Below are 12,886 nucleotides of genomic sequence, written 5' to 3' on the forward strand. Positions count from 1 at the left end.
CTACCCCAATGTGCGATAATCACGATAATCATAAGACAACATCACCATATAAAGGTCTTGAACATGAAGGTCATGACCAGGAACATAAAAACTGGAGTCGCAGGTCTTTTTTACAAGCCTTAGGTATTGCAGGTTCTGGAACTATGCTTCTAGGACACAATATGTTATCTGCTTCAGCCCCATCACCTTTAACAGCTGCTATTGCGGCTGCTGAAACCGATAATATTCTAATACTTATTCGTTTAAATGGAGGTAATGATGGATTGAGTACCGTAATTCCTATACAACAATACGACACTTATGCTAATGCAAGACCCAATATTTATATTCCAGAAAGTAAGATTTTAAAACTTACTGATGATTTTGGGGTTCCCACTTATATGAACTCTCTAGAACCAATGTGGGGAGAAGGGCAATTTAAAGCTGTTCATGGGGTAGGATACCAGAATCAGAGCTTATCCCACTTTACAGGGTCAGACATTTACGCGAACACAGACCTGACCACAACGGGTTTCAATGGATTAAATACCGGATGGATGGGTAGGTATTTTGAAGATATCTACCCTGACTATTTGGTAAACCCACCTGAAGCACCAGCTGCTGTACAAATTGGTAGCATTTCAAATTTGGTTTTTCAAGGCGATGAAACCAACTACGCCTTTGTGACCAATAATGTTGACCAACTTGAAGAAATTGCACAAACTGGTGAATTTTATGATTTAACCAATTCACTCTTTGGTGACTGTATGTATGGTGACCAACTTCGATTTTTAAGAGGTGTTGCCAATACCACATATGAATACGCTGGTAAGATTCACGATGCTTACATGCGCGGTCAAAACCAAGTGGAATATCAAGACAACGGTTTTGCAAGACAATTGGCCCTTCTAGCACGGTTAATAAAAGGTAATCTAGGTACAAAAGTATATATGATATCTATGGGTGGTTTTGACACTCATGGCAATCAACCGCTAGCACATGAACGTTTAATGTCGACCTTATCAATTGCTATAAACAATTTTTACGAAGACATTGCTTTTACACAACAAGATGATAAAGTATTGAGCATGACGTTTTCAGAATTTGGTAGACGAATTTTTGAAAATGGCTCAAATGGTACAGACCACGGAAAAGCAGCACCTACCCTCTTCTTTGGTTCTGGATTAAACGGCAGTGCATTTGTTGGTGAACACCCAAGATTAGATGAACCTAATAACCGTGGCAATCTAGAATACACCATGGATTTTAGAGATTTGTATGCTACAGTTTTAGCTGAATGGTTGTGTGTACCTATAGATAAGGTGGAACAACATATGTTAGACCACCCGTATTCTCCAGTTGATTTAGGCTTTAATTGTAGTGGCGTTGAATTTCCAGATATTGCTATGGATAGTGACCCACCTACTCCAATTGATACACCGCCTAGAGATAATGGTGAGGTTGGTAGTGCAGAAACTTCAACTCAAATTGTACACACTCCGTACTATCCTACGGAACAAGCGCCACATATTCATTTAGAGATGCCAATTACAGCCCACGTAGACATACAGTTGTACAATATTTTAGGTCAGAACGTAGGTACTGTTTTTAATGAAATGGTCACAGAAGGTTCAGTAGAAATTAATATTAGAGAACGTGTAAGAGATACACTTTCTACAGGTAAATATATTTATCAAATAAATGTAGCCAATCAGAAAATGAGTAAATCAGTAATGATTATGTAATCACTAGGAAATAACCCCACATTTTATTTCCAGTAACCTCCGAATGTACTTCACCCCGCCCCAAATTGTTGGATTTAGTCTTCGGAGGTTTTTTTATGCCTTTAACTCTAGCAACAGAATGTTACAAAAACAGTAGCTAAATGCCTATTTTTGCGGCTTAATTAGAGTTAAAATGTCGCAGAACAATCCTTCTAGATATACCATTACCGCTGCTTTGCCATACACCAACGGCCCCATTCATATTGGGCATTTAGCTGGCGTATACGTACCCGCAGATATTTACGCACGTTATCAGCGCTTGCAAGGTAAAGACGTCGCTTTTATTTGTGGTAGTGATGAGCATGGCGTAGCAATACCCATGAAAGCGAAAAAAGAAGGTGTTTCGCCACAAGAAATTATAGATAAGTATCACACAATTATTAAAGATTCCTTTACGGAATTTGGGATTAGTTTTGATAATTATTCTAGAACGTCTGCACCAATTCACCATGAAACTGCGTCTGATTTCTTTAAAAAATTATACGAACAAGGGGATTTTATAGAAGAAACTACCGAGCAGTTGTTTGATGCAGAAGCCAACCAATTTCTAGCAGACCGTTTTGTTACCGGTACCTGCCCTAAGTGCGGTAATCCAGAAGCGTATGGCGACCAGTGCGAAAATTGTGGCACATCTTTAAACGCTACGGATTTAATCAATCCAAAATCAACCATTTCTGGAGCAGTTCCCACTCTAAAAGAGACCAAACATTGGTTTTTGCCCCTAGACCGGTATGAAGACTTTTTAAAAGAATGGATTCTTAAAGGTCATAAGAAAGATTGGAAACCCAATGTATACGGGCAGTGTAAATCTTGGATAGACGATGGCTTAAAACCCCGTGCGGTTACCAGAGATTTGGATTGGGGTATTCCCGTTCCAGTACCCGGTGCAGATGGCAAAGTATTGTACGTTTGGTTTGATGCCCCTATTGGCTATATCTCTTCTACCAAAGAATGGGCTGCTAGGGAAAATAAAGAATGGGAGCCCTACTGGAAAGACCAAGACACCAAAATGTTGCATTTTATTGGGAAAGATAACATTGTCTTTCACTGTATTATCTTCCCAAGTATGCTTAAAGCACATGGCGATTTTATTTTACCAGAGAATGTACCGGCAAACGAATTTTTGAATTTGGAAGGCAACAAATTATCCACTTCTAAAAATTGGGCGGTTTGGTTGCACGAGTATTTACAAGAATTCCCAGACATGCAAGATGTGTTGCGTTATACCTTAACTGCAAACGCACCAGAGACCAAGGATAACGATTTTACGTGGAAAGATTTTCAAGCTCGCAATAACAACGAGTTGGTAGCCATTTTTGGCAACTTTATTAACCGTGTAGCCGTATTAACACACAAATATTACAACGGCGTGGTGCCTACCCCTTCAGAATTTACTGAATTAGATTCGCAAACCTTAAAAACCATGCGTACCTATCCGCAAATCTTAACCGATTCTTTGGAGCGTTACCGTTTTAGAGAAGCGAGCCAAGAATTAATGAATTTAGCCCGTTTGGGGAACAAATATTTGGCAGATGAGGAACCTTGGAAATTAATAAAGACCGATGAAGCCCGTACCCAAACCATAATGTACGTAGCGCTACAGATAGCTTCTGCACTTGCCATATTGAGTGAACCTTTCTTGCCTTTTACTTCCGCTAAATTAAAAGGCATACTTGGTATTAATTCAAGCGAAAACTCGCTAGATTGGAAAGACATTAGTTCAAAAGAAGTTTTACTTGCCGATGGCCAGACTATAAATAAAAGCGAACTACTTTTCCGTAAAATAGAAGACAAAGAAATAGAAGCCCAATTGGAAAAATTAGAAGCCACCAAACTAAGTAACGCCAGCACCAATGCCGATGCTGCGCCTCAGAAAGAAACCATCACCTATGAAGAATTTACCAAATTAGACATTCGGGTTGGGACCATTTTAGCGGCAGAAAAAATGCCAAAGGCAGATAAATTATTGGTGCTTAAAGTAGATACAGGTATAGATGTGCGCACTATTGTTTCTGGTATTGCACAAAGTTTTAAGCCAGAAGACATTGTAGGTAAAAAGGTAACAGTATTGGTGAATTTAGCGCCAAGAAAATTAAGAGGTGTAGAAAGCCAAGGCATGATTTTAATGACGGAAAACACGGATAACAAATTGGTTTTCGTAAACCCAGATGAAGATGGGGTTGCCAATGGGGAGGGAATTAGTTAGCACATAGCCGCGCTTTAATTTTCTAATTACTAATTGATTGCAGGGGAGAGTAAAAAACACCTATACTTATTTAGGTCTCGACTGCGCTCGACCTGACAATTAATTAAAGGTGAACACTAGGCCAAAAAAGTTATGTTTAGTTACTATGTTTACATATTACTTTGCTCCGATGGACTAACCTACACCGGCATTACAAATGATATTGCTAGGCGATTAATTGAACACCAAAATGGTCTAAACCCGAATAGCTTTACATTTAAACGAAGACCGGTAAAACTTATTTTTAAACAAGAATTCAATCATGTTCTTGAAGCTATATTTTTTGAAAAGAAAATCAAGAAATGGAGCGCAAAGAAAAAGTTAGCATTAGCAAATGGTGATTTTGACCTTTTACAAATTTTATCTGAATGTAGAAATGCTACGCATTCAAAGTACAATTCGTAATATTTTAATTTATCATCGAAAAATATCAACTTGTGATAATGTCACCTCGAGCGCAGTCGAGAGTTTAAAATACTTGATATTAAACAAGGTCTCGACTGCGCTCGACCTGACAGCACTAAATCTTCTACATCTATGAACGCAATCCAATTCATCACCCAAAACACCCAACTAGACAGCAAAAGCGTAGCCAACACCGTAAGTCTTCTAGATGAAGATTGTACCGTACCCTTTATAGCCCGTTATCGCAAAGAACGTACAGATAATTTAGACGAGTTGCAAATTGGTGAAATTGTAAAGTTTAAAGAAGCTTTTGAAGCCCTAGAGAAACGTAAGGCTACCATTTTAAAAGCTATAGAAGAGCAAGATGCTTTAACATCAGAACTAAAAACTAAAATAGACCAAACAGTAGACACCACGGTCTTGGAAGATATTTACCTTCCCTTTAAGAAAAGTAGAAAAACCAAGGCAGAAAAAGCGCGTAAAAATGGATTAGAGCCTTTGGCAAAAATCATCATGGCGCAGCGCACTACAGATTTGGACTTTACCTCGGGTAAATACACAAACGCAAATGTACCAAACGAGAATGCTGCTTTAGAAGGCGCAAGACATATTATTGCAGAATGGATTAATGAGCGTACAGATATTCGCAACCAGATAAGGACGCAGTTAGAAAAATTTGCCCAGTTAGAAACTAAGGTAATCGGCACAAAAAAAGATGATGAAAAGGCGCAGAAATACCAAGATTATTTTGATTGGAACGAGTCCCTTTCCCGCTGTCCATCGCACCGATTGCTAGCCATACTTCGTGCGGAGAGCGAAGGGTTTATTCGCGTTAAAATCAGTATTGATGACGACCATGCCTTGGATAGAATAGACCGAAAGGTTATTAAAAGTAACAATGCCTGTGCAGACCAGATAGCCATGGCGGTAGAAGATGCGTATAAACGATTGCTACTACCTTCTTTATCCAACGAAATTTTAAAGCAAGCTAAAGTAAAAGCAGACGAGGCGGCCATTGCGGTATTCACCAAAAATTTAAGGCAATTACTTTTAGCCCCACCTTTAGGAGAGAAACGTATTTTAGCCATAGACCCTGGGTTTAGAACGGGTTGCAAATTGGTTTGTTTAGATGCCAATGGCAATCTGTTACATAACGAAACCATTTATCCGCATCCGCCACAAAAACAATTTAGGGAAGCTAGTAAAAAGATAGCTTCTTTAGTAGATGCCTATAAAATTGAAGCCATAGCCATTGGTAACGGTACTGCTTCTAGAGAAACTGAAAACTTTGTAAAAAACACCCCTTTTAAGCGCGATTTAGAAGTATTTGTGGTGAGTGAGGCTGGAGCCAGTATTTATTCTGCCTCTAAAATAGCTCGAGACGAGTTTCCAAATTACGATGTTACCGTACGTGGAGCCGTTTCTATAGGTAGGCGTTTAGCAGACCCCTTGGCAGAATTGGTTAAGATTGATGCCAAAAGTATTGGTGTTGGACAATACCAACACGATGTGGACCAATCTAAATTAAAAACCGCCTTAGACACCGTGGTAGAAAGCTGTGTAAACTCGGTTGGGGTAAACGTAAACACGGCGAGTGAATCGCTTTTGAGTTATGTTTCTGGTATTGGTCCAAAACTAGCTGAAAATATAGTTAATCACAGAGCAGAAAATGGGGCTTTTACTTCTAGAGAAGCAATAAAAAAAGTGCCTCGCTTAGGGGGTAAAGCTTTTGAACAAGCGGCTGGCTTTTTACGTATTCGTGATGCGGAAAATCCATTGGATGATTCGGCCGTACATCCAGAGAGTTATGGTATTGTAAAACAAATGGCAAAAGACCAAGGTGTTCCATTAACCAAGATTGTACGCAATACAGCAGTGCTAAAAAACATCAACCTAAAAAAATACCAAACGGAAACCATTGGTTTGCCAACCTTACAAGATATTCTTGAAGAGCTAGAAAAACCCGGACTAGACCGAAGGGAAAAAGCCAAAGCTTTTACGTTTGACCAAAATATTAGAACTATAGAAGATTTAAGGTCAGGTCAATTGCTGCCCGGCATCGTTAACAATATCACCAACTTTGGTTGTTTTGTAGATGTAGGTATAAAAGAAAGTGGGCTGATTCATGTTTCCAATTTATCTGATAGCTATGTGAGTGATGTCAATAGCATTGTGAGCTTGCATCAACAGTTAATTGTAAAAGTTTTAGATGTGGATGTAAAACGAAAACGTATTCAATTAAAACTACACAAAGCATAAAAAATCCCCGACCAAGGTCGGGGATTGCTAACTAACTCAAACTAAAAACAAGGTTTCCACTTTACTTTTGCATAGCGGTATTCTTTACCTTTTTTGCAGTTATTCTTAACTTGTTATTAAATATTTCGGAAGCTACATTTCGTTGCGTTCTTAATCTTTCTCTTACCTCTAACACATAGATACTATCACTATTTTCTGGCCGTGATTTTGACTTTAGGTATTTTGAAGTTTTTATTGCTGATTTACCGGTTGTAGTGTAATCAATAACATCAACTAAATCACCATTTTCATCATAAATTTCTTCTCTAACTAAAACACCGTCTTCATAGAACAAAATATAACTAACATTACCATTTTGACCATAACCTGTTAATCTAGACAGGAAGAAATTAGCATCATACTCAAATTCTTCAGTTAAATATATAGTTCCATCAGGGAAGGCGTAAGTTATTATAGAAGTAAAACCAAATTCATTATAGGTGAAGTTTCTAATACCATATACTTCTCCATCTGGCCAAATAGAATATTCTGTAGTTACAAATCCACTGGCATCATATTCATATTCTAGGTAGTAATTAAAACTTCCATCAAAATATACATCTAAACGTGTTCGTTGCCCAATTTCATTATAATAACTAACCGATAATATTTGGTCATTGGCTAAGTATTCGGTTGATTTCGCAAGTTGGTATCCATTATATTCTTCAATAATGTAAAAGTCTAGATTACCCTCAAAGTAATATTCTACACGTCTACCTTGTATACTATCTACCCCGAACTCTGTTATCTCTTTATAACTAATAAGACCGTTCTCGTCATACCAATAACTTGTTGTAATGCTAGAACCATCTTCAAAATTTTCACTTTCGTAAGTTATCTGGCCATTGTTATATGTTTCAGTTGATGTTTGTACACCGTTTTGATAAATTGTTGTTCCAACTTGACCGTTACTACTTTCATAAGTATTTAATGTTAGCACTTCATTTTGATTATAAGTGTAAGTTCCGGTAGATGAAAATGAAACTCCGTCACTAGTAGTGCCTTGCTGAGATTCCACATAAGAAACTAATTTGTTATTAGTATCGTATTCAAAAGAATCAGTAACACTCGCTTCTGAAGAGGTAAAAACCAATTCGCCATTTTGGAAAAAATTGTCTTCAAAAAGTCTATCATACGTAATTAGCGAAATATTGTTTTGGTCATTATAAGTATAGTTAAAGTTTCTACGTGAGTAAAAACTACTATTATCCGCACGTTGGTCATTATAAATACGTTGTGCGGTTGCTATTAAATCATTGTTATAGGTTAAATTCCAAGTAATAGTAAAGTCTCTGGTTGGGTCTTCTTCCGCAAAATCTCTAAAATAAGAAAGTGGCCTGTTAGCTGTGTCGTGAGCAGTGATATAATTGTTATCAATTCTTGACCCATCTGGCACTACAAACCCAATTACACTTATTTGGTTTAAGGCATTGTAAGTTAATTGCACCAAACGTTGGTTAGTAGCATTTGTAGCAGAATACGTTCCTTTTAAACTATTTGCTCCATAGGTTGTTAAAAGCAAACTCTCTGGTAGACCATTAGCATTTGTTGAATTTACTTCAGCTTCATAAAAAACTTTACCCGAATACCGAGCTACAACTGCTACAGCTTGCAGAGCACCATCAGCGTTAAAAGTTGTTTTATAAATAGCACTAGTTGATGTATAGGTATAATCCCATGTTTGAAAAAAGGGTTGTATACCATTTACAAAATGAGATACAACCAAATTTTCTGGCGCAGAAAACGAAATACCCAAAGAAGCCGCCATATTTTCGGCTGCTTCTGACGGATACACCACGTTTAAAGCAAGCCCCAAGCTTTGACTTATGTTTATTACAATATCTGCTAATACTGCTTCAATAGGTTGACTAAAATCAATTTCTGTAATAGTAATAGTACTGGCTAATTCTTCAGTAATTGTGATACCATTGCTTTCATCACCATCGATATCTAAAGTTTGTAAAAGCGCCGCAATATTCTGAGATACAGGGTTTTCTATAGTAGCATTTGCATCTAAAGTTTGAGCAAGAGTTATTGGAGTAATGAGGTCTTGGCCAGTGGCAGACCCTAAAACAAGTTCTCCTATTTTAAAGGTAACTGTTTCACCCTCAACATAAGAGAATTCACCATTACCATTTGTGGTTCCAGATTGGGTTGCAGTTTCAAAAGTTAATCCTTCTACAGCACCATCTTTAAAAACACCTGTCAATACTGTAGGTTCGTTGGTACCATCTGGTTCTTCTTGATCAGGTTCTTCCTGAACGGGGTCGGGTTCCGGATTTGGAGTCTCATCTTCTTTACCACACCCCACAAAAATGAGTACTAGTAAAACAAAAAGTAAGCTTAATTTGCTATTTTTCATAATATAAAAAATATTTGGATTCTTAGTAAACCATACAAAAGCATAATTAAATTATGAAGGCGTTTTGGGAAACCTTTTTAGGGGAAGAAATAGTACACTACAAGTTTAGCTGCAAAAGATTCTAATGACAATACCCGTATATTGGTATTTTTATAGGTAAATTAAATCTGCTTAATAATGTTTATGAATTCTGGGCGCGCTGCAAACGGTCGTTTATTGAGCGTCCTAAGCCTACTTCTGGTAGTTCTTCAGCAATGATGATATCGAGATTCATAGCATCTAATTGGTGCAAATATTGATAAAGATTATGCGCAGCTTCTTTTAAGTTTTTTGATTGAGAAAGCACTTTAGTAACTAGACTACCGGAATAATCATCTCGATAATACGAAAGAATACCAATTTTTTTGTTTTTAAATTCAGACAACGATTTCTCTATATTCTGAGATAGTAGTAATGGTGTTTTGGGCGAATAATGTTTACCCAACATACCTGGTGCAACTGGGGTATTCTCCTCTCTTATGTATAACTTTACATTACCAACACATGCTTCAATTTCTTCAATAGCTACTCCTCCTTTTCTATAAATCACTGGCAAATCATCTTCAAAGCCAACAATAGTAGATTCTAAACCTATAATACAAGGACCGCCATCCAAAACTGTAACAGCGTCTCCAAAATATTGATTTACATTTTGAGCAGAAGTTGGACTAACTCGAGTAAACGGGTTAGCACTAGGTGCCGCAACCGGAAAATCTAGCCCTGCCAATAACTCAAGAGTTAATTTGTGATTTGGCATACGTATACCCACAGTGGGTTTACCTGCAGTAACCAAATCACTTACCTTTTCATTTTTTGGAAGAATTAAAGTTAATGGTCCGGGCCAGAACTTTCTTGCTAAAAGCTTGGCTTTTTCTGGAACATTTTTAGTTAATACTTGCAACTGTTCTACAGAATGAATGTGAACTATTAAAGGATTGAATGTTGGTCTACCTTTAGTCTTAAAAATTTTTTCTACAGCTGTATCATCCATGCAGTTTGCTGCCAAGCCGTATACAGTTTCTGTAGGTATAGCAACAACTTCACCGCTTTTTAATAATTGACGACATCTATCTAAATCTGTAGTGATTGCGGAAAACATGAAACAAAGGTAAGACGATTATCTTTTGGTCAGGGACATAATTATACGACCTTTGGGTAAAAAACTTTGCTTAAAATTGCCTACCATCCTATCTACAAACATCCGTTACCAGAAGGACATCGATTTCCGATGATAAAGTACGAGTTGTTGCCACAACAATTAAAACATGAGGGTATTAGTACTGAAGAAAATTTCTTTGAACCCACCTTAGCTTCAAAAGTGGATATTTTACGCGCCCATGAAGAAAATTATTACCAAAGGCTAATCAACTTAGAATTAACCCCTAAAGAAATTAGAAAAAGTGGTTTTCCACTATCTGATATTCTTGTAAAAAGAGAGCGAATAATAGCCCAAGGAACCCTACAAAACTGTCATTTTGCATTAGCGCATGGGGTAAGTATGAATATTGCAGGTGGCACCCACCATGCATATACCAATAGAGCTGAAGCATTTTGCTTGTTGAATGACCAAGCCATTGCTGCTCATTATTTATTATTTCACCAGTTGGCCAAAAAAATTTTGATTGTAGATTTAGATGTGCACCAAGGTAATGGTACCGCTGAAATATTTTCAGAAGTGGCAAACGTATTTACTTTTTCTATGCATGGTGAAGGCAATTACCCTTTCAAAAAAGAAGAATCAGACTTAGATATAGCCTTACCCAAGAATACTACTGACGAAACCTATTTAAAAATACTTACTGAAACCTTGCCTCAACTAATTAAACAGCAAAAGCCAGATTTTATTTTTTATTTATCAGGAGTTGACGTGTTAGCTTCTGATAAGCTGGGAACTTTAGGCTTAAGCATAGAAGGCTGTGCAGAAAGAGATGCTACCGTATTTAAACACGCAAAAGCAAATAATATTCCGATTCAATGCAGTATGGGCGGTGGATATTCGCCAGATATTAAGGTTATCTTAAAAGCACACGTAAATACCTATAAACTTGCTCAAGAGACCTATTTTTGACGGCTAAAAATTTTTAATGAGAACGATAAGTAGCCTTCTATTTACATTTCTTCTAATTACATCATCTATTGCCCAAGATATATCAGAACCAAAAGAAGATAAGTTATGGAATGAGTTTACCTATGATATGGGTAATGTATTTGGTGGTATGGGTTATGCGTATAGCCGACCAGCTCATTGGCAAGGTGAACAATGGGGTGATTTTGGTATGCTAACAGGGGGTACGCTAGCTTTGTTTTTGGTAGATGATGAAATTTATGATTGGACCCGAGGTTGGGAAGAAGATGTACCTAAAGCAGTAAAAAATTACGGCCATAAATACGGAAACCCAAATAATAACTACATGTTCACTGGTGCAGTTTATTTAACTGGCCTTTTTACAAAAAACGAAAAACTTCGTAGAACCGGAGTTTTACTTATTTCTTCTGCAACAGCAGGAGGCCTGCTGCAACAAGTAAGTAAACGTATTGTGGGTAGAGCAAGACCAAAAAGTGGGGCTACCTCTGGCACTTTTGACCCTTTACATTTAGACCGTGTTTACAATTATGATTCTTTCCCTTCTGGACATGCTATGTTAGCTTTTAGCAATGCCTACGCTATTGGTAAACAATTTAAAAGTCCGTGGATAAAAGCTGGGTTTTATACTGTTGGAATGATACCTGGTATTGTTAGAGTGGCAGATGGTTTCCATTGGATATCTGATGTTGCTTTTAGTACCGCTTTAAGCATTTTTATTGTAGAATCTATTGATAAGTATTTGGATAAAAAGTACAATGAAAAATACAACGACAGTAGAAACCAAGTAAACTACAGTTTACAATTTGGTTTAAATACCGTAGGACTACGCGTAACTTTTTAGTAATCCTAAATTGGTAATACCTAATACGAGTAGTTTAGCTTATTTTAGAATATTTCTTATTTAGATTTATTAAAAATAATTATTTTTGCTTTCGAAATATGGGTAAGAAAGCTAAAAAACTTCAGGCGACGCGATTAAAGGATTTAAATCCTAAAAAATGCAAAACCAAATGCTGCGATAAGTATAAAAAAGGTGAGCACAAAAGATGCAAAAAATGTCCGTGTTTTGACCTACTAAAAAAAGTAGCATAAAAAAACCGATGGCAGAACATGTCCGCCACCGGTCAACCAATCATCAATCAAAAAATTTAAAAATTACCCAAACTCAACTTTGGAGTATCAACTCGTAGCTGAGCTCCCATCACCAATCTTCTTGGATAATATGTTCTTTCATAGCTCTGATAAGAGTAGGTGTGACTATAAAAATTTTTGTTATGCTCACAAGCATCACTACAGTGTTTTGAATGTTTAGCATACGCTTCTTTTTTGCTTTTCATATAAACCAAATAAGCCTCCTTATTTTTCTTCTTTAAATCTTTCTCGTATCCTTTCTGATCTTTCCAAAAATCTTCTTCATCTGAAGTATCTTTAAATTTCACAGACTGCTCATAAGCAGCGTCTTCTTTTGCCCTATTCTGAAAATAAATAGATGAGGCTATACTAACATCCTGAGCATTTAAGCTAAATGTTATTAAAAAAACAAAAGACAACAACCAGAAAAGAAGGGGTTTCATAGCAAGCGTTTATAGTATTTACGTTGTAGTAGCCATTTAAGTTCTTAACAATTGGTTAAATAAAAACCCTAACTAGCAGTTGTCTTTTAACACAAAAAAAAGGAGGCATTGCCT

Annotated in this window: 9 protein-coding genes; 6 read left to right on the forward strand and 3 right to left on the reverse strand. The window is 37.0% G+C overall.

Going from position 1 to position 12,886, the window contains the following annotated elements:
- The first annotated feature begins 8 nt into the window (after positions 1-8).
- The 4 genes from H5V42_RS06725 to H5V42_RS06740 all read left to right on the forward strand — a co-directional run bounded on the left by H5V42_RS06725 (position 9) and on the right by H5V42_RS06740 (position 6,672).
- Complete coding sequence (locus tag H5V42_RS06725) at positions 9-1,724, forward strand: DUF1501 domain-containing protein (RefSeq protein ID WP_185782377.1); 1,716 nt, start codon at positions 9-11, stop codon at positions 1,722-1,724.
- A 172-nt stretch (positions 1,725-1,896) separates the two neighbouring features.
- Entirely contained in the window at positions 1,897-3,969 is a 2,073-nt protein-coding gene (gene metG / locus H5V42_RS06730) for a methionine--tRNA ligase (RefSeq protein WP_185782378.1), read from the forward strand.
- 132 nt (positions 3,970-4,101) lie between these two features.
- Entirely contained in the window at positions 4,102-4,413 is a 312-nt protein-coding gene (locus tag H5V42_RS06735) for a GIY-YIG nuclease family protein (RefSeq protein ID WP_185782379.1), read from the forward strand.
- A gap of 132 nt (positions 4,414-4,545) precedes the next feature.
- Positions 4,546-6,672: a Tex family protein gene (locus H5V42_RS06740; RefSeq protein WP_185782380.1), complete on the forward strand. Its 2,127-nt coding sequence runs from the start codon at positions 4,546-4,548 to the stop codon at positions 6,670-6,672.
- A gap of 61 nt (positions 6,673-6,733) precedes the next feature.
- Here H5V42_RS06740 and H5V42_RS06745 read toward each other — a convergent pair whose 3' ends face one another.
- Both H5V42_RS06745 and H5V42_RS06750 read right to left on the reverse strand, forming a co-directional pair.
- Positions 6,734-9,073 carry a hypothetical protein gene (locus H5V42_RS06745; protein ID WP_185782381.1) on the reverse strand — a complete coding sequence of 780 codons (2,340 nt, stop codon included), beginning with the start codon at positions 9,071-9,073 and terminating at the stop codon, positions 6,734-6,736.
- Positions 9,074-9,254: 181 nt separating this feature from the next.
- Positions 9,255-10,211, reverse strand: coding sequence for an L-threonylcarbamoyladenylate synthase (locus H5V42_RS06750; RefSeq protein WP_185782382.1), 957 nt, complete (start codon positions 10,209-10,211; stop codon positions 9,255-9,257).
- Positions 10,212-10,277: 66 nt separating this feature from the next.
- On the opposite strand from H5V42_RS06750, the gene H5V42_RS06755 reads away from it, so the two are divergent.
- Positions 10,278-11,180, forward strand: a complete 903-nt coding sequence (locus H5V42_RS06755) for a histone deacetylase family protein (protein WP_185782383.1) — start codon at positions 10,278-10,280, stop codon at positions 11,178-11,180.
- Positions 11,181-11,196: 16 nt separating this feature from the next.
- Positions 11,197-12,039: a phosphatase PAP2 family protein gene (locus tag H5V42_RS06760; protein WP_185782384.1), complete on the forward strand. Its 843-nt coding sequence runs from the start codon at positions 11,197-11,199 to the stop codon at positions 12,037-12,039.
- A 307-nt stretch (positions 12,040-12,346) separates the two neighbouring features.
- Here the strand turns inward: H5V42_RS06760 and H5V42_RS06765 are convergent, their stop codons facing one another.
- The gene (locus H5V42_RS06765) at positions 12,347-12,772 is read right to left on the reverse strand and encodes a hypothetical protein (RefSeq protein ID WP_185782385.1); all 426 of its coding nucleotides are present in this window, start codon (positions 12,770-12,772) and stop codon (positions 12,347-12,349) included.
- Positions 12,773-12,886: the final 114 nt, after the last annotated feature.

Origin of the sequence: Croceivirga lutea (genome assembly GCF_014235875.1) — a bacterium.
GTDB classification, from domain to species: Bacteria; Bacteroidota; Bacteroidia; order Flavobacteriales; family Flavobacteriaceae; genus Croceivirga; species Croceivirga lutea.

What these genes read in the sequence shown, in the direction of transcription:
- H5V42_RS06725 (WP_185782377.1), top strand. Translation starts at nt 9, where the DNA reads ATGTGCGATAATCACGATAATCATAAGACAACATCACCATATAAAGGT.
- metG (WP_185782378.1), top strand. Translation starts at nt 1,897, where the DNA reads ATGTCGCAGAACAATCCTTCTAGATATACCATTACCGCTGCTTTGCCA.
- H5V42_RS06735 (WP_185782379.1), top strand. Translation starts at nt 4,102, where the DNA reads ATGTTTAGTTACTATGTTTACATATTACTTTGCTCCGATGGACTAACC.
- H5V42_RS06740 (WP_185782380.1), top strand. Translation starts at nt 4,546, where the DNA reads ATGAACGCAATCCAATTCATCACCCAAAACACCCAACTAGACAGCAAA.
- H5V42_RS06745 (WP_185782381.1), bottom strand. Translation starts at nt 9,073, where the DNA reads ATGAAAAATAGCAAATTAAGCTTACTTTTTGTTTTACTAGTACTCATT.
- H5V42_RS06750 (WP_185782382.1), bottom strand. Translation starts at nt 10,211, where the DNA reads ATGTTTTCCGCAATCACTACAGATTTAGATAGATGTCGTCAATTATTA.
- H5V42_RS06760 (WP_185782384.1), top strand. Translation starts at nt 11,197, where the DNA reads ATGAGAACGATAAGTAGCCTTCTATTTACATTTCTTCTAATTACATCA.
- H5V42_RS06765 (WP_185782385.1), bottom strand. Translation starts at nt 12,772, where the DNA reads ATGAAACCCCTTCTTTTCTGGTTGTTGTCTTTTGTTTTTTTAATAACA.